This window comes from Methanolobus vulcani, assembly GCF_006546655.1.
Taxonomy (GTDB): Archaea; Halobacteriota; Methanosarcinia; order Methanosarcinales; family Methanosarcinaceae; genus Methanolobus; species Methanolobus vulcani_A.
Map to the genome: position 1 here is coordinate 140,874 of NZ_VIAQ01000011.1, position 16,584 is coordinate 157,457.

At 40.5% G+C, this 16,584-nt stretch carries 18 protein-coding genes; 4 read left to right on the forward strand and 14 right to left on the reverse strand.

The window, feature by feature from the left end:
* Positions 1-104 precede the first annotated feature (104 nt).
* The 7 genes from FKV42_RS04835 to FKV42_RS04865 form a co-directional block, all read right to left on the reverse strand.
* The gene (locus FKV42_RS04835; protein WP_154809111.1) at positions 105-800 is read right to left on the reverse strand and encodes a fibrillarin-like rRNA/tRNA 2'-O-methyltransferase; all 696 of its coding nucleotides are present in this window, start codon (positions 798-800) and stop codon (positions 105-107) included.
* A complete protein-coding gene (locus tag FKV42_RS04840) occupies positions 800-1,927 on the reverse strand; it encodes an NOP5/NOP56 family protein (RefSeq protein WP_328287505.1) in 1,128 nt (375 codons plus the stop codon). The genes FKV42_RS04835 and FKV42_RS04840 overlap by 1 nt, the downstream gene beginning before the upstream one ends.
* On the reverse strand, positions 1,875-2,834 hold the full coding sequence (locus tag FKV42_RS04845; protein WP_154809112.1) for a beta-ribofuranosylaminobenzene 5'-phosphate synthase: 960 nt from the start codon (positions 2,832-2,834) through the stop codon (positions 1,875-1,877). The genes FKV42_RS04840 and FKV42_RS04845 overlap by 53 nt, the downstream gene beginning before the upstream one ends.
* A gap of 27 nt (positions 2,835-2,861) precedes the next feature.
* Positions 2,862-3,551 carry a DUF2953 domain-containing protein gene (locus tag FKV42_RS04850; protein WP_154809113.1) on the reverse strand — a complete coding sequence of 230 codons (690 nt, stop codon included), beginning with the start codon at positions 3,549-3,551 and terminating at the stop codon, positions 2,862-2,864.
* A 37-nt stretch (positions 3,552-3,588) separates the two neighbouring features.
* Positions 3,589-3,999, reverse strand: coding sequence for a GerW family sporulation protein (locus FKV42_RS04855; protein ID WP_154809114.1), 411 nt, complete (start codon positions 3,997-3,999; stop codon positions 3,589-3,591).
* A 145-nt stretch (positions 4,000-4,144) separates the two neighbouring features.
* Positions 4,145-6,328, reverse strand: coding sequence for an ATP-dependent DNA helicase (locus tag FKV42_RS04860; protein ID WP_154809115.1), 2,184 nt, complete (start codon positions 6,326-6,328; stop codon positions 4,145-4,147).
* 49 nt (positions 6,329-6,377) lie between these two features.
* Entirely contained in the window at positions 6,378-7,013 is a 636-nt protein-coding gene (locus tag FKV42_RS04865) for a type IV pilin domain-containing protein (RefSeq protein WP_154809116.1), read from the reverse strand.
* A gap of 282 nt (positions 7,014-7,295) precedes the next feature.
* Between FKV42_RS04865 and FKV42_RS04870 the strand changes: the two genes are divergently transcribed.
* The 3 genes from FKV42_RS04870 to pyrH all read left to right on the forward strand — a co-directional run bounded on the left by FKV42_RS04870 (position 7,296) and on the right by pyrH (position 9,080).
* On the forward strand, positions 7,296-7,472 hold the full coding sequence (locus FKV42_RS04870; protein ID WP_154809117.1) for a 4Fe-4S binding protein: 177 nt from the start codon (positions 7,296-7,298) through the stop codon (positions 7,470-7,472).
* Between the two features lie 190 nt (positions 7,473-7,662).
* Positions 7,663-8,370 carry a hypothetical protein gene (locus FKV42_RS04875; protein WP_154809118.1) on the forward strand — a complete coding sequence of 236 codons (708 nt, stop codon included), beginning with the start codon at positions 7,663-7,665 and terminating at the stop codon, positions 8,368-8,370.
* An 8-nt stretch (positions 8,371-8,378) separates the two neighbouring features.
* The gene (gene pyrH / locus FKV42_RS04880; RefSeq protein WP_154809119.1) at positions 8,379-9,080 is read left to right on the forward strand and encodes a UMP kinase; all 702 of its coding nucleotides are present in this window, start codon (positions 8,379-8,381) and stop codon (positions 9,078-9,080) included.
* 42 nt (positions 9,081-9,122) lie between these two features.
* Here pyrH and FKV42_RS04885 read toward each other — a convergent pair whose 3' ends face one another.
* From FKV42_RS04885 to FKV42_RS04900, 4 genes are all read right to left on the reverse strand, one after another.
* On the reverse strand, positions 9,123-9,422 hold the full coding sequence (locus FKV42_RS04885; protein WP_154809120.1) for a hypothetical protein: 300 nt from the start codon (positions 9,420-9,422) through the stop codon (positions 9,123-9,125).
* Between the two features lie 237 nt (positions 9,423-9,659).
* The gene (locus FKV42_RS04890; RefSeq protein WP_154809121.1) at positions 9,660-10,178 is read right to left on the reverse strand and encodes a cobalamin B12-binding domain-containing protein; all 519 of its coding nucleotides are present in this window, start codon (positions 10,176-10,178) and stop codon (positions 9,660-9,662) included.
* A 273-nt stretch (positions 10,179-10,451) separates the two neighbouring features.
* Positions 10,452-11,579 (reverse strand): isocitrate/isopropylmalate dehydrogenase family protein, encoded by a 1,128-nt coding sequence (locus tag FKV42_RS04895; RefSeq protein ID WP_154809122.1) that lies wholly within the window; start codon positions 11,577-11,579, stop codon positions 10,452-10,454.
* A 69-nt stretch (positions 11,580-11,648) separates the two neighbouring features.
* A complete protein-coding gene (locus FKV42_RS04900) occupies positions 11,649-12,128 on the reverse strand; it encodes a 3-isopropylmalate dehydratase small subunit (protein ID WP_154809123.1) in 480 nt (159 codons plus the stop codon).
* A 187-nt stretch (positions 12,129-12,315) separates the two neighbouring features.
* On the opposite strand from FKV42_RS04900, the gene FKV42_RS04905 reads away from it, so the two are divergent.
* Complete coding sequence (locus FKV42_RS04905) at positions 12,316-12,759, forward strand: Lrp/AsnC family transcriptional regulator (RefSeq protein WP_154809124.1); 444 nt, start codon at positions 12,316-12,318, stop codon at positions 12,757-12,759.
* On the opposite strand, the gene ablB is transcribed toward FKV42_RS04905, so the two are convergent.
* The 3 genes from ablB to FKV42_RS04920 all read right to left on the reverse strand — a co-directional run bounded on the left by ablB (position 12,750) and on the right by FKV42_RS04920 (position 16,393).
* On the reverse strand, positions 12,750-13,592 hold the full coding sequence (gene ablB, locus FKV42_RS04910; protein ID WP_154809125.1) for a putative beta-lysine N-acetyltransferase: 843 nt from the start codon (positions 13,590-13,592) through the stop codon (positions 12,750-12,752). The genes FKV42_RS04905 and ablB overlap by 10 nt on opposite strands.
* Complete coding sequence (gene kamA, locus FKV42_RS04915) at positions 13,585-14,898, reverse strand: lysine 2,3-aminomutase (RefSeq protein ID WP_154809126.1); 1,314 nt, start codon at positions 14,896-14,898, stop codon at positions 13,585-13,587. Before kamA ends, ablB begins: the two co-directional genes overlap by 8 nt.
* A gap of 238 nt (positions 14,899-15,136) precedes the next feature.
* Positions 15,137-16,393 carry an ATP-binding protein gene (locus tag FKV42_RS04920; RefSeq protein ID WP_154809127.1) on the reverse strand — a complete coding sequence of 419 codons (1,257 nt, stop codon included), beginning with the start codon at positions 16,391-16,393 and terminating at the stop codon, positions 15,137-15,139.
* Positions 16,394-16,584: the final 191 nt, after the last annotated feature.

The window sequence follows — 16,584 nt, forward strand, 5'->3', positions numbered from 1 at the left end:
AATTATTTTGCTAATGCAATCACTCTTCAGGGAATGTGATGCATGCTTCGAACAATTGTATCAGGATAAAATAAAAGACAACTTATTCCACATTACAAACAACTTCATTCTTCATCATCCACAAACATCTGCGCCACCAGACCCAGATGGTCCTCGTGAAAAGGTTCAAGCTCCTTTCTTTCCAGCACCTCAAACTCAATGTCAAAGCCGCTTTCAAGTTTGCGGACCTCTTCCTTGAATATCTTTTTCGGGCTAGCTACGGTGTCAATGCTCCTTGACTTGATGGAGAGCATCAGGTGGCCATGTTCTTCTAAGAAGTATTTTGAATTGAAGACGGCTATCTCAGCCTGGTTGGGCTGGGCAACATCCTGGAAAACAACATCCACTTTTTCCACTATATGAGCGTAGGATTGTGGTTTGTTTGCATCTGCAAGAATAGGAATAATATTCGGACGCTGGTCACAGAGCTGGATAAGGTCACGCATGGTGCGTGGGGAGAATTCTACTGCGTAGACAAGTCCGTCTGTTAGTATGTCGGATACGTGGCTTACTGTTGTTCCCGAGGCAGCACCAAGATAGAGAACTGTTGAATCAGTTTCAAGAGGAATATCGAAGTTCTTGAGCACCATGGCTCCGAGCTTGCTCCTGCTTGGGTCCCACTGGCGATATTCTATGCCATCATCTGTAATGAGACGCTCACCGTAGACACTGGTGCCCGGAATCATATTCTTTGTTGCAAGAATCATCCTGTCATCAATATCCAATTCATAGATACCACTGGATAATTCCCTTACCGGCATCACTTGTTACCTCCTGACTTTTTGTTTTTCTTCCTTCCTCTGCTTCTGCGTTTGCCACCTTTACCTTGTGGTTTCGCTTCCGGCTTCCTCTCAGGAGGATTAGGGTTAGCCTGCCTTATGCTTTCCAGTTTCTTATCAAGGGCTTCCTTGATCGTTGAGTCCAGTTCACCGGAATAGAAATCAGTCCTTGCAGCAAGGCTGATCTTTGCAGCAAGTGCCCTTGCAAGTTTTCCTCTCTGCCACCAGGGCGCATTCTTGATAACTGGATTGTTAAAGATAATTCCGTGTTTTGGAGACGGTGCCCGGGAACGAAGATGCTTGAAAAGCGCCCTGTTTGCACCAATTACCTGAACCGTGCTGGATGGGAAAGCAGCCAGTTTCTCAAGGCTTCCTGCCATACTCATAAGACGGGCACCAATTGATGCTCCTGCTATTTCGCAGAGGTTCGGTGCCACCGAGCCCATACTCGTATTAATGTAATTTTCAATGTACCTACGGGTGTCATACAGGCTGCAGATGTTTCTTGCAAATGATCTCAGAAGCTCCTCATCTGCGAACATGAGTTCAGCACCCATGGACTGAGATGCTTTTTCGGATAGTTCATGATCATCCGGCACATTTGACCGGGAGCCGTAGGTGGAAACGAAATTTGCAAGCTCCTCACCTGTCATTTCAAGTTCCGGGAAATACCTTCCATACCACTCGAACAAGCGCTCGCTCAATTCATTCACATTCTTATCTATATCATCCAGAGCTTCAACTGCCTGGATAATTCTTGAATCATCGGTATCGGTCTGTGAAATCTGACTCTTTGCGGCTCTTATACAAACATCACGAAGCAAAATATCATAATCCTCGTCAAGCTCAACAAAACCACATCCCAGTGCAGCATCTCTTAAATCGGTTCTCTGTAATGGGACTGACTGTGGTTTCTCCTTTGAACTTTCCTGCAACTGTACAACAAGCTCTGCCAGCTTTTCAGGATCATTATCAAAAAGGTTACAGTCCTGTATCTCTCCGTCTGCATCAAGCTTGAGTTTACCGAACCATGCGGTGAATTCAATGTCTGCCAGTTCAAACCCTCCTGATCTCTGCACCGGTATTGTTTGCCCTGGTAACCAGAACATTGCCGCCTATTGTTCTGTCAAGAAGTTCCTGTACATCCTCCTGCAGATATGCAGCATCTTCAGGGGTTTCAACAATTCCATAAACTGCAGGTCCGAATGAACTCATGCCTGCACCGTAGGCACCATTGTCCTGCATAAGATTCATAACATCCCTCACAACTGTATGCTGAAGGGATACTTCCCGCTTTTTAAAACCAATGTTCTGCATGTGATTTATACAATAACCAAATGCTTCGATATCCTGCTCCATTATAGCAGGCATCATTTTCATAAGAATAATATGAGAGAGTTCCTGCACCTCATTTAGAGGAATCGGACACTCTTTCTGGAAAATATTGACCTCTTTGGCATCGTGTGCTCCGGTCGTGTCAGGGAGTGCGAGCACTATGTTCCAATCAGGGAAATCATGCCTGAAAAGCACCGGTGCCGGGTCTGCCCTGCTTGCAGATGATGGCGAAAATGAACCTTTGTCACTGAACCTGTGACCTCCATCGACTATGAAGCCACCCATCTCAAATGATGCAACGCCAATACCGGATGTTCCACCGCGTCCAACTGCAATTGCAAGTTCCCTTACGCTCTTGCCAAGACCATAAAGCTCATTTACAGCCGCAGCCGCAGAAAGTGCTGCCTGGGTACCTGACCCAAAACCGACATGTGCCAGCATGTCCTCTTCTATTTTAAGACTAATACCCTCGCCTTCAGGAAGTACCTGTTTTACGGCACTGGTCATCCTTTCAGCAAGGAAAGAGTCACCCACCACTTCAATAATATCTGATTTCTCCGCAGATATGATAACATGCGGAGATTCTACCGAAATTCCGGCACCTCCATCCACTCTCCCAAGTTCCGCATTCAGGTCAATAAGAGTAAGATGAAGTCTTGATGGGGACTTAATAGTTATCATGTCAGGGAGTATCAGTGACCCATACTATTAAAGATTACCACTTGATTTTCTGTAATATTTTTTAATAAAATAGTTCCATGAAAACCTCAGTATCGCCCTATTAAATATAAATCTCAAAATCACAGGGATTAAACGATACAATCTTATACGGAGCTTCCCCGACATATCAAATTCAATCCTGCGATCCACAAAATCGGGCTCAATTTGCATTTTCAGATTTTCAAAATTACATGCAAGATAGGCCATCAGTGAATGAGAATAGCCACATACAATACCTGTATATGATGGATCAGCAAATCCATACACCGCATTTACCCTGGCATAAGGAATCTTTATGGCATAGATAAGTTCCCTGATAAATCTAATTACAGGCACCTTCAGTTGCCTGAAAGTCTGTATCATCTCAGAATAAGTCATATCCAATGACTTTTTCTTTTTTCTTTTTTCCTTTTCATCGGATTCCTGAAAGTGTCCCTTTACCTTTTCCGTAACATATTTTTCTGCATCTTTGAACTCCTCTGGAAAATCGTCAGAATTATCCTCATCTTCCTGCTCAGGACTCACCTGTCTGGAAAATAATAACCAGTGAACAATAACAGTATGTTCAACTGAAACACCGCAACCTTTCACATCAAAAACAATATCAATTGCAGCAACCAAGACTAAGAGTACTAAAAATACAATAAGAAGCAGTATCACCATTATGAGCGATAGCATATCTGCTCCTGTTCTGATTTGTCAAAAATAGAAAGAATCAGTCTTCTGAAGACTCTTCTGCACCCTCACAGGGTCCATCGCCTTCACAACTGTTATCTTTCTTTGACTTTTTCATAGACTTGACTTTCTCAATGAGACCCGGAACAGATTCAAGAATCTTTCCAAAATCTGTCTGTCCTGAAAGGGTCATGAGCTTTGTGCCTTCCGGAGAAATCACAATGAAGGCTACAGGTTCGATCTTTGCACCGGCTCCGCCACCACCGCCAAACCCTTCTTCCTCTCCTGTCTTCTTACCTTCGCCGCCGCCGGTTCCAAATCCAAATGAAACCTTGGTGACGGGAATGATAGTAGTCTCACCTACAATCATGGCTTCCCCTACCACGGTCTTTGTGCTTACAAGTCTTTCAAGTTCTGCGGATACTTCTTTCATTAGATCTTCTAATGCCATATTTTAACCCCTAAAGAATAATGGAATTTTATTGCTAATATTATTTCCTGATAAGAAATGAGTCTTTAAAATATATAGAAGTAGTCCCCCTATTTATAAAGGGACTACATAGCGAGAGTTTCCCTAATTTCAAAAAATACAGCGTTTAATTTTCAGAATTATCCTGGAAGAAGTTCATCAGGGAATATTTCACCTTTTCAGGAACAACATCAATGAATTCTTCCCTCTCATCATCAGGGAACATTTCAAAAACAGAGAATTTACCGAACTTTTTTGGTGCTTCGGTTGTAAACCTGCCGTCAAGAAGAATCCTTACTCCATAATCAACAGGAGAACGCACAACCCTTCCCATTGCCTGACGGATCTTGCGAATTGTTGGCACCTGCACTGCAAATTCCCAGCCGGCACCATAACCAAAAGTATGATCGTAAGCAGATTCCACAGCATTCATCCTGTCATTTAGTGCCGGATAACCGACACCTACTATAATAACAGTTCTTCCCCTGCCATCACGATAATCTATTCCTTCGCTGAGAGTTCCCCATAAATATGAGACAAGAACCGCCTTTCCACCTGATTCGCCCATCCTGAAGAAATCCTCACGTATCTCCTGGGAAGATACACCAACCTCATCAAGAAAAACAGGAACATTCAGACGTGATTCCAGCTTACTGTAGTAACGTCTTGCTTCAAATGAACTCTGGAAAAAGATAATCACATTGCCTTCCGTCTGCTCTATGGAATCAAAGATCACTTCCTCTACTGCCTGAAGTGTCTGCGGATCATCCCTTGTCTTTGCAAATAAAGGTGGCACTGAAACTGAAAGAGTCATCCTCCTGTCCTCGGGGAACGAGGTTCCATAGGATAGTTCACATGTAGTTCTTGCAATTCCAAGTGTGGACTTGACCATATCGAATGGTCGCAGGGTTGCGGACATCAGAACTGCTGAGAAGACCGAATCAAACAACGGCTCGGTTACGTTTTTAGGGATACATGTAAAAAGTTCGATGCGTCCGTATATCTCATCATTGAGGTCACGTCTCACATTCAAAACAGGATAATAGTTCAGGTTATTTGAAAGAACAAGATAAGATGAAAGAAAATCTGCCGCATATCTTATGTGGGAGCGTTTCAGGACACCTGTAAGTCCTTTTTTATACTGCTCACGGTAATTCTCATCAAGCATAGCTCCAAAAGCGCTTGCTTCAGAAAGAGTTGCCTGGATTGCAGCCTCATCGCCAAAGCCTGCTTCCTGCGCTTGTTTGAGAAATTTGCCCCTTACCATGTCATTGCGTTCATACGGGTCACTGATACGCATATCATACCAGTGCCTGCCAACGCGTTCACGTTCACCGAATTTGAAACGGTTGTTATAGATATCCTGCATAACGCTGGTCAGAATCTTAAGCAGATTATGGATTCCGCCATCCGGCATAATATCGAGATTTGCCTCGATCTCAGAGATAGCTTTCTTCAGTGTGTGTTCGGTAATTGTAATAGATGAATGTGACCTTGCAGCAGATTCAATGTTGTGTGCCTCATCAAAGATTACAATAACATCCTGAGGCTCTTTTTCAAGCCAGTTGAGCACGGTCATAAAAATATCGGAATTGAGCACGTGATGGAAATTACATATCAGAAGGTCTGCATGTTTCAGTTCACGTTTCAGCAGTTCATAACCACACATACCTTTCTGGAAAGCATAATCATTGACCTCTTCAGGTGTGCGGACATCATCAAAAAGCCATTGTCTGAAAGCTTCTCCATCATAGCGCAGCACCTCATAAAGTTCATTGCATGACCGTTTTCGAAGCTCTGTGGATTTTTCCTCTGCAACTTCAAGTTCTTTGGACAGAGCATCACGCAATGCTATAAGAGCAGGGTCCTTTGATTTTTTATAGTTCTCATATGCAGACTTCATTTCCTGTTTTTTAAGAGCAACTTCCCTTTCGGTTTCCAGAAGTTCGAATGTGTTCTCACGTTTGAGCCTGCATTCCTCATAGTCAGTCTCATTGGGACACATTGTGGCTTTACCTTTTACCACTGCAACCTTCAGGTCATTTGTCTGTTTGATCTCACGGGCCTCATTGATGAACTGAACCATTTGCTGATGAACGTTCGTTGCAATAATTACGGTTTTCTGAAGTTGTTTCCCGACATTTAGTGAAGGTGCCAGTGCACTGAGGGTCTTGCCTGTACCGCATGCCCCTTCAAAAAGTATGATTTCCTTATTAATGAGAGAAGCATGGATCTTATCCATTGCATCCTGCTGGTTTGGGTAGCAGGTTTCCTTTGGGAAATATTTCATGTATCCGGTTTTGCCGCTCATCGCACTACCTATGAGCTCACATTACTTAAACGGTGTTGATACAGCAGAATCATTCTGCAGGAATAACCTTACATTCACATTCAGATATCAGGCGCTGTGTTTTAATGTCAAACACTTTGATGGTTATCATACTATTCTCTTTCAAACCATAGTTCTTTGATGTATTTTCATTTCCGTCAATGCTAACAGATACTGAAGATGCTAAAGTGCCATTAATACTATCTTCACCATTCAGAATTAACTCCTCGCCTGGAGACCAAACACCGTCAGAAAGAACTGGATTTCTTGAAGCATATTCAGATTTCTTACCATCAAAAAGAAGATTATCATAACTGATAAAGACATCACCAAATAGATTCATACCACCTATAAAGTTAGGAGTATGGCTTTTCCCCTCACCGGTTATGACTATTTTTGTAGAATCAGTAAATAATGGTTCACCACCTGTATGTTCAAGATAAATAAAGTTCTTAGCAAAGCCTACATGATAGCCGATAGATCCTTCTGATTCTGCTTTTATACCTGCCATTGGAGCGCTAGAAAGTGATGTACTGAGATCATCACCATAAACAGCAGAGACTGTAATTCCTGCCAGTACTATTGTTAAAAGTAGCATCAACAAAATACCCAATATTGGTGACATGCCTTTTTCATTTCCCGGCAAAGTAAAATATTTTTTAACCACGTTTTCAAATTTGATAACAACTATATAAATTAATCTTAATTACTCTAATATATTCGTTGTCAGTATACAAGCATTCGAATAATTAGACATATGGAAAAATTAAGCTCTCAAGCTCATAAATAAAATGACAATAGAACAGCAGTCTCCACGATTTAATATTAATAACGATAACTTTTTATCCCACTTCTGTTATGATAGAGTGGTAGAGTTCAACTAATATACTCTAATGAAATATACAACTGCAATAGTATGTTGTTATACAACTAAAGGAGCGTAAAACAAATGGTAGCAATTATTACAGTCGATGAATGTGTAGGATGCGGAACATGTGTAGACGAATGCCCAGCAGAGGCAATCACAATCAACGGTGAAAACATTGCAGTCGTAAGTGCAGAAGAATGCCTTGACTGCGGTGCATGTGTTGACGTCTGCCCAACAGACGCAATCGCAATGGAATAAGATTAATATCTCTATTCCACACTTTTTCTTTTCTATTCTTTTTTATTCTGCTTTTTTATTCTGGTTCTTATGCTTTCTGAAAAGGGAGTTTTATTTTAGTGTAAATTATATATAATTAAATGACTTAAATAGGATTATAATCCTCTCGATGTGATAATGTTTGAAAAGCAGTACATTCAGAATAGTTTTTATGGCATTACTTTTACTCAGTTGTACTGCCACCAATGCATATGCTTCAATGTGTGAACTGGAAATTGTGCCAATATCAAAAATTAATGATGACCCTTCTGCTTATGACAGCACCATGGCATATCGTAAGATAAGTGTTATCGGGAATATTACTGAACTTAGCAAACAATCCGCAAGCATTGATGATGCTAGTTTAGAACAATTGAAGATCGACGTTACAAAGGTCGAGCTTTTTGAAGGTTTTAATGTCAGTGATGAGATAATGGTAACAGGGGAATATATTTACGATCCTCTTGGAGATAGCATGCTTACACCTACTTACGTCCTTCACTATCCTACACAAGACCTGGGACTTGTCAATATAAGTGATGTTGTTGCAGACACTGCCGCATACAATGGAAAATACATGATAGTAGCAGGTAATCTTACCAGCGTAGAAAAGAGTATGGGAAGATATACCCTTGTTGCAGAGGATGAAGAAGGAAATCGATTAAAAGTTTTTTTCTATGGTTCTACTGAACTTCAGGTTGGAGACAGAGCCAAGATCACAGGGCTTTACAACGGAAGAATACTTCACAGCGAGAGTATGGGACTGGATAAATCCCCATTATCAATTTCCACATTGATTCCCGGATTTTCATCCGTTATGGGTGCAATTGCCATATTATCCATAGCGTTACTTTTAAAATCAAAGCAACGTAAGGACTAGAGATCATCATGTTAATCGTATTATCAGTCGGTGGATCCATACTGGCTAAAGAACTCAACCCGGACAGTTTTAAGGGATATGCTGAAGCTCTTAAAGAACTTGCAAAAGAGCACGAAATTGTTATAGTAACAGGTGGTGGTGCTTCTGCAAGAGATTACATCAACGTTGCAAGAAGTACCGGTGCCAATGAAGTCGAATGTGACTATATTGGAATTGACATAACCCGCCTCAATGCAAAACTTCTGATTTCTGCACTCGGAGATGCTGCTTATCCTGAGCCACCAAAGGACTACAAGGAAGCACAGGACAAACTCTCTTCCGGTAAGATCCTTGTTATGGGTGGAGTTATCCCGGGACAGACAACCGATGCAGTGGCAGCAATCCTTACAGAATATCTGGGTGCAAACCTTCTTGTTATAGCAACTGCAGTTGACGGAGTGTATTCTGCAGATCCACGCAAAGACCCTGATGCTGTAAAGTATGAGACAATGACAGCTAAAGAACTTGTGAGTACTGTAATGACTACTGAGATGAAAGCTGGCTCAAAGTCACCTGTAGATCCTCTTGCTGCAAAGATAATTGAACGCTGCAACATAGAGACAATTGTAATGGACGGCAGCAATCCACAGGATGTACTGAAGGTCATTCGCGATGAAAGCGGAAAGACCGATAAAAAAGCTGTTTATTTAGGCACAAGGATCATTAACTGATCCTTCTGTATTGATTTTGATTCAAAAGTAGTAGAAGTGGCTTTAGATATAAGCCACGAGATAGTCACCGGATTCTTCCTTACAGGAAGTAACCTCTTTTAATTTATCATTGGATTTTTTAAGAGTTTCAATGGTCTTTTCAAACTTTGCCATCTGCTCTTTTGCCTTTCGGACCTTTTCATTTTCAACTTCCAGTTTATCCATGAGAGCCTGACGCTGATCCTCAGGAATGTCTGCGTTGTTTATCTGCTGCTGGTAATTTAAAGAGAGTTTTACGTACTTACGAAACATCTCATTCATGAGATCAAGGTCATTTTCCAGTTCTTTAATTGTTTTTGCCATACGAGTTTCACACTCCTTTAAGTTAACTTTGACTAAAGGTCCGTTTTTTGATTAACTCTACAGCCCGATATGCCATAAGTTTACACTTAGAGTGTGACAATTACTATTATATAATGATATCTATTCTTTAGAATATAATCATCATTATGAGAATGATATATTGCAGAAGTCAAAAACAACAGCTTAAGGGTAGAAAAAAGGCAAAAATGAGAAAAAATGAACAGGAAAAAGAAGAAATTATATTTCACATAGCTGGAAAGTTGTTACACATGGATTGGCAGCAACTTTTGCCATGATCTCTTCCTTGCAGGAATCTGGAATATCTACAAATGCTTCATCCTTTTCAAGGAAATCTACAATAGGTATATTATCCGGAATTTCAACAACATCATAACCATTTATCCTGAACATGGTTTCAAGTACATCGATCTTTTCATCCCGCTGCCCTTCACCTACAAGCTCAATAGCCATGTTCTTACTAAGTTTGTTATATTCCCCACAATCTTCAAATACAGCAAGACCTGCATCCATAGTGTCGGCTGCTACAAAAATATGGAGGAGACATGCATTTCCCTCTTCAAACATGTCCCCGATTGCTTTCATGCCTTCGAGAAATCCCTTCTCTATAATTTCGTTTAGGTCGTAACCCAACTCAAGGGCTTGGTTTGCCGCGTTTTCTGCGGCTTTCTCATCAAAATCCAGTATGGATTTTTTTGCTTCATCTATAATTTGTGTAATCGTTTTTCCCTCAGACAAATTATCATCCCTTTGATTGGATTAGCACATTCTAAATTGCTCACTTTAGTGCAATTTAGTCACATTTCACACAAATTTGCTATAATATATAAACTCATCGAGCAAAATAGAGATATTCATAATGAATCTACATAATAAAATAAAAATACAAAAATTTATTTCTGTGGAGAAGAATATCGAATTAAATATTACAAAAAATAACAATTTTTTCAAATTGAAAGAAATATAGAATAAAAAGAGAAAACATGCATCCTCGAAGGATGCAATTTATAATTACTTTCCAAGAACAATTCTTGCTATATCGTCACCAACATCGGAAGTACCGGCAGAACCGCCCATATCATAGGTCTGGACCTTTGCTTCACGGATGTTAGTTTCAATTGCAGAGACAATAGCATCTGCTGCTTCCTTTTCACCCATCTGTTCAATGAGCATTGCACCTGCCCAGATAGTTGCAATAGGATTGACCTTGTTCTGTCCCTTGTACTTTGGTGCTGAACCGTGGATAGGCTCAAACATGCTTGTACCTTCTGGGTTGATGTTTCCTCCAGGTGCAAGTCCAAGACCGCCCTGTACCATTGCACCAAGGTCAGTGATGATGTCACCGAACATGTTTGGTGTTACAACAACATCGAACCACTCAGGATTCTTGACAAACCACATGGTCATTGCATCAACATAGTTGAAGTCTGTAGAAACATCCGGATGCTTTGCAGCAACTGCATTGAATTCTTCTCTCCAGAATCCGTATATGTCTGAAAGGACGTTTGCTTTGTCAACAGATGAAACATGCTTCTTGCTCTTCTCAGCAAGGTCGAATGCATAGTTGATAACTCTCTGTGTACCTTCCTTTGAGATCATACCGATCTGATATCCGATCTCTTCGCTATCAGTCTCTATGTCAAGACCGAACTTTGCATTGTAGAGTGTCCTGTGAACTTCAAGGATATCCTTGCTAGCACCTGACTTTGCACGTCCACCTATACCGATATAGAAGTCTTCGGTGTTCTCCCTGACAACTGTAAAGTCAATGTCTGCAGGAGTCTTGTCCTTGATAGGACACCATACACCATCAAGAAGCTTGATCGGACGAAGGTTAATGTACTGGTCAAAATAGAATCTTGCAGCGAGCAGGATACCTTTTTCAAGTACTCCCGGTGCGATCCTGTCATCTCCGATGGAACCGAGGTAGATTGCTTTGTAGCCTGAAAGCTCTTTGAGGGAATCCTCTGAGATTAGTTCCCCTGTTTCAAGATAGTGGTCTGCTCCGTGAGGGAACTCTACCCAATCAACATCAAAACCAAATTTCTCACCTGCAGCATCAATTACCTTACGTCCTTCGGCAATGATCTCAGGTCCTATACCGTCTCCTGGTATTACAGGTATTTTGTACTGTGTCATAAATAATAACTCCTAACCATTATTGAATTTAAAAATGAATAGATAATATTGATAAATAAAATAGCAAGATCAGATAATCTGTCTTGTGTATTCTATAAGTCCACCGGCATCCATGATTCCTCTTACGAAATCCGGCAGAGGTGTTGCCTGGTACTGTTCGCCCTTTGTGACATTCTTAATTACACCGGATGCGAAATCAACCTCAAGCTGGTCACCGTCTTCTATCTTGTCAGTATCAGGACACTCAAGGAGTGCAACACCGATGTTGATAGAGTTCCTGAAAAAGATACGTGCAAATGACTTTGCAATTACACAGCTTATCTTTGTTCCTTTCAGTGCAATTGGTGCGTGTTCTCTTGAAGAACCACAGCCGAAATTGTTGCCGGCAACTATAATGTCACCTTCTTTTACCTCTTTTGGGAATTCAGGCCTTACACCTTCAAAGGCATGTACTGCAAGTTCTTCAGGGGTATTCATGATCAAATACCTTCCCGGAATTACAGCATCAGTATCAATATCGTCTCCAAATTTCCAGACTCTTCCGCTCATATTTACACCTAATTAGTATTAATCGATAATTATCATTAATGAACTTGAAACTATACCATAGATAGCATCATACTAAATAATACTACTGGAAAAAGCAGTGTTTTTGAAAAAGTATATGGAGTAGACATTTACAACAGAAACAAATTAACAAGAAATCATTAATAATAGCAAACATAAGTTAAAGGCAATGGTCAGCAAAAAGGATGAACTTATCCTATCCATACTGCAACAGGGAGCCAGAACACCTATATCAGAGATTGCAAAGGAAGTAGGCCTTAGCGAAAATGGTGTCAGGTACAGGCTCGAAAAACTGGAAGATGAAGGATACATCAAGAATTATACTGTGTTGTTAAATCCCAGAAAATTCGGAAAGGGAACGTTTGCCATCTTTAATCTGGAGATGGAACCCAAAAAGACAAAAGAGAGCATTAAAAAACTAATGGCAATTGAAGAGTTCATAAAAATATATCAGACTACGGGACAATACTCTATCAAAGCCTTTGGTCTTTTCAACGATGAAGAAGAACTGACCAATTTCATAAACAATCGTCTTCTCTACGAGATCCCTGTTCAGAATTATAGCGTTGAGATAATTACAAAAAATATCAAAGACAGCATATATCACATCTGATCAAGCTTTTTGTACCAGACGTTCATGCTTTCAATTGATCCGGAAATATTTGTGTTATTCACAAGAGTTCCTGCATATGAATATGAACTGCGGGAGAATGTAATATTCATTCCATAAGACCTTGCCCTTGCAATTGTATAAGCAGTTATTATCCCCATTTCACGCATCTTTGATTCCATCTTCCTGAGCAGATAGTAGGAATAACCTCTGCCCCTGTATTCAGGTAATGTTGCAAAATCGGTCATCTCAACATTACTGTTGTCAACATCCATTTCACAGGATGCAAGAGCAACAATTTTACCAGCTTTTCTTATTCCGAAATAGATAAGGTTCTCCTGCATAGTCCTGAGAAGATATTGTGGGTCTTTTATTGGAAACGGATAACTTGCAAACACCCGATCATATATTTTTGCCATTTCCTGAACGTCCTCACCGGTGCAAACAAAACAATCTTCATCTCCTGAAAGTGTCACTTCCTTCGGACTATTGATCTTGGAGAGAGCAGTACTAATTACTGCTTCAACCTCATCAGCAGTTATCTCTTTCTCACGTTCGTTTGAAAGGAATTTTGCCATGAAGCTGGCACCTTCGGTTCCATTGTACATCCCGGGTACGTAGGCCTCTTCAACATGACTTATTTCCTGAAAATAATCTTTTGCAGAAGAAGGGATTTTGGAAAATATCTTTGAATATCCATTTGATTCTGCTATACCCTCTATCTTTGCAGGTACTTCCCCATAATCTTCAGGTGAAAGCTTCATCAAGTACACACGGTCGTTGAAAGGACCGTGCTGAATGACCGAATTATTGATCTTAAGAACCTGATCATGCAATGTTTCTTCTCTCCATGCGTTCAGTATCTTCAGGTACAAGGCTCATTGCATCATCGAAATCAGAAAGCAATTTTGCAATTCCCACTGATCTGAATTCCTGGGCTTCGTCCAGTTTTAGCTGCAAAGAACAATCATCACATTTCCTGTCACAATAAATCGCCTCATATGAATCAGGTTCCGTGTAGGAAGTGATAACACCCTCATAATTTCTGAGAATAACTTTGTTAGTGGACCATGAAATCAGGTAGTTTGGCATTACAGGTATTTTCCCTCCGCCTCCTGGTGCATCAATTACATAGGATGGAATTGCAAAACCACTTGTATGGCCTATGAGATTTTCCATGATCTCGATTCCCTTACCCACAGACGTCCTAAAATGAGTTAGGCCTTCGGAAAGGTCGCACTGATACAAATAATACGGTCGGACGCGGTTTTCCACAAGCTTGTGGAAGAGTTTCTTGAGAATCTTGTAACAATCATTCACACCTGCAAGCAGGACTGTCTGATTACCCAATGGAATACCTGCATCTGCAAGCTTACTGAGTGCCTGTTTTGAAGAAACTGTAACTTCACGGGGATGGTTAAAATGAGTATTGAGCCATACAGGGTGATGTTTTTTCAGGACATTTACTAGGTTATCTGTTACCCTGTAAGGTAGAACCACCGGCATTCTGCTGCCAATCCTTATGACCTCAACATGTGGAATCGCACGTATTTCTGAAAGAATCCAGTCCAGGTATTCATCCGAAAGCATCAGTGGATCACCTCCTGACAATAGAACATCCCTTACCTGAGGGTTGTTTGCTATGTACTCAATTCCCTTAAGAACTTCATCTTTTTCAGGAATGGAATCTACATCACCTACTTTTCTTTTTCTTGTACAATGCCTGCAATACATTGAACATACGTTGCTGATGTGGAAAAGCACCCTGTCAGGATACCTGTGTGTTATTCCCGGAACAGGACTGTCATGATCCTCACTCAGAGGGTCTGCCATCTCATCACATGAAACAATTAGTTCCTGCGGAGAAGGAAAAGATTGCATGAAAATAGGGTCATTTCTGAAATCTTCCACTTCTATAAGAGAGAGATAGTATGGAGTTATGGATAATGGAAATTTTTCAAGTGTTTTTAGTAAAGCTTCTCTCTCTTTAGCCTCAAACTTGATGTCAAGAAGTGTTTCAAAAGTATCAATGTCATTAACTGAATTTTTTAACTGCCACTTCCAGTCATTCCATTTTGCAAGAGGTACTTCAGAGTCGATTCTATCTACAATATTTTGCTGCCTGCGTTTGTAAGATTGCATCAAATCACTTAATAATATATGAATCTGCAGAAGAGAGTTGAAAACAGAACACACTGAATGAGGTTTTTTGTTTGGATATATGAATAATTCACAAACATAATTCAGCGCTGATCTTCTGCATGCGTATCAATTCTGATTTGATAGCAAATAATCATTTTAGATATTATATAATTTATTTGAGATATCAGATGAATAATCATCTACTTTTTGCAGAATCCGCAGAATATACATTACCGTATTACGAGATGATGGACGGATCATCTCCCCCATGCCAGCTTAGACGTGGACGCATTCGTATTATATGTGTTGCCTCTGTATTATCATCCACTACAAATGCGATCCCTTTCTCAGATTCCATTTTCATAATTGAATCTCCAAAATTGCCTTTCATATATGTAGGCCTGACAGATTCAAGGACATTAATATCGTCCTTAGATGTGAGCCTGTGGCATATAACAAGATCTGATTGTGAAAGCACATCGGGATGAATAGATGCAGGACGCTGGGTTGCAAGCACAAGTGAAAGACCAGGTTGTCTACCCTGTTTGAGCCATTCATTCAGTAACACATCCGATGCAAGTGTCTCACCCTGTGCGGGCAGGAATTGCTGAGCTTCATCAATAAACATCCAGACCATAGGGATTCCGTTTTTAACTGAATTATCACCCATCATTTTCCTTTCATATGAACGCCTGGCTTCCAGCCTCAGATGATAGATATTCCGGGCAATTGAACTCACAAGTGCAGACCTTAGTGCCTCACTTCTGATTGTACTTACATCAATTACTGATGTTGAACCACCCTTTACCAGTTCTGTAATTCCCACTCCTTTTTCCGAAAAAATACCCCATGACTCTGCTATCCTGAAATGATTCTCAACAGCAGCTTTTGCAACAGGATCTGCCCGTTCATCTTCCATCACAGAATTGATAATCTCTTCAAATGAAAATGCCTCTTTATTTCGCAGCTCATATATCAACCGTATAATTAGAACTCCTGATGGAGATACCGGATCGATGCAAAAAAGTTTACACCACTCATATCCATCTATTTCCGATATCGGCAAGGAAATAGGCTTTACATTGATGTTTCTTTCCTTATAAGATGCAAGACTTCCTACAGGTACAAAAATATCGACATCAAATGGTGCAGGTTCAAGTCCCCAATTAAGTATCTGTTCTTTCTGGACCTCATTGGCTTTTCCAAGAGTCCAGAAAATACCCATGGTATCAATAACAACTGATGAAACATTACTCCTGATCTCACTGGGAAGCATCATCATACCTTCCATGAGAACCGCCATTGTGTAGGATTTACCATAGCCTCTTTTACCTGCAATGAATACTGCATGCGGTTTGTTCACATCCAGAGAAACATGGGAACCGGAAGATCGATCACGTGCAAGATACCTTCCCATGTAAAGAAGGACATCTTCACAATTTCCCCCCAAAATATATTGCTGCTTTGAAACACCTGCATTTAAAGAGTAAGACATACAGGATGGGAAAACATAGCCACAATATATAGAGGATTCAGATTAACCCTGTATTTTTTAAGTCATTAGATAATTCACGTTGGGCTGAGACTTTATTATGGGGTTTCTTTGGACATGTAACATCAATTCCTTCAATAATCCAATCATATAGAGGATTCAGATTAACCCTGTATTTTTTAAGTCATTAGATA

Bases quoted from the DNA above. Each gene is read 5' to 3' on its own strand.
- FKV42_RS04835 (WP_154809111.1), bottom strand. From the start codon at position 800: ATGCCGGTAAGGGAATTATCCAGTGGTATCTATGAATTGGATATTGAT.
- FKV42_RS04840 (WP_328287505.1), bottom strand. From the start codon at position 1,927: ATGTTCTGGTTACCAGGGCAAACAATACCGGTGCAGAGATCAGGAGGG.
- FKV42_RS04845 (WP_154809112.1), bottom strand. From the start codon at position 2,834: ATGATAACTATTAAGTCCCCATCAAGACTTCATCTTACTCTTATTGAC.
- FKV42_RS04850 (WP_154809113.1), bottom strand. From the start codon at position 3,551: ATGCTATCGCTCATAATGGTGATACTGCTTCTTATTGTATTTTTAGTA.
- FKV42_RS04855 (WP_154809114.1), bottom strand. From the start codon at position 3,999: ATGGCATTAGAAGATCTAATGAAAGAAGTATCCGCAGAACTTGAAAGA.
- FKV42_RS04860 (WP_154809115.1), bottom strand. From the start codon at position 6,328: ATGAGCGGCAAAACCGGATACATGAAATATTTCCCAAAGGAAACCTGC.
- FKV42_RS04870 (WP_154809117.1), top strand. From the start codon at position 7,296: ATGGTAGCAATTATTACAGTCGATGAATGTGTAGGATGCGGAACATGT.
- FKV42_RS04875 (WP_154809118.1), top strand. From the start codon at position 7,663: ATGGCATTACTTTTACTCAGTTGTACTGCCACCAATGCATATGCTTCA.
- pyrH (WP_154809119.1), top strand. From the start codon at position 8,379: ATGTTAATCGTATTATCAGTCGGTGGATCCATACTGGCTAAAGAACTC.
- FKV42_RS04885 (WP_154809120.1), bottom strand. From the start codon at position 9,422: ATGGCAAAAACAATTAAAGAACTGGAAAATGACCTTGATCTCATGAAT.
- FKV42_RS04895 (WP_154809122.1), bottom strand. From the start codon at position 11,579: ATGACACAGTACAAAATACCTGTAATACCAGGAGACGGTATAGGACCT.
- FKV42_RS04900 (WP_154809123.1), bottom strand. From the start codon at position 12,128: ATGAGCGGAAGAGTCTGGAAATTTGGAGACGATATTGATACTGATGCT.
- FKV42_RS04905 (WP_154809124.1), top strand. From the start codon at position 12,316: ATGGTCAGCAAAAAGGATGAACTTATCCTATCCATACTGCAACAGGGA.
- kamA (WP_154809126.1), bottom strand. From the start codon at position 14,898: ATGCAATCTTACAAACGCAGGCAGCAAAATATTGTAGATAGAATCGAC.
- FKV42_RS04920 (WP_154809127.1), bottom strand. From the start codon at position 16,393: ATGTCTTACTCTTTAAATGCAGGTGTTTCAAAGCAGCAATATATTTTG.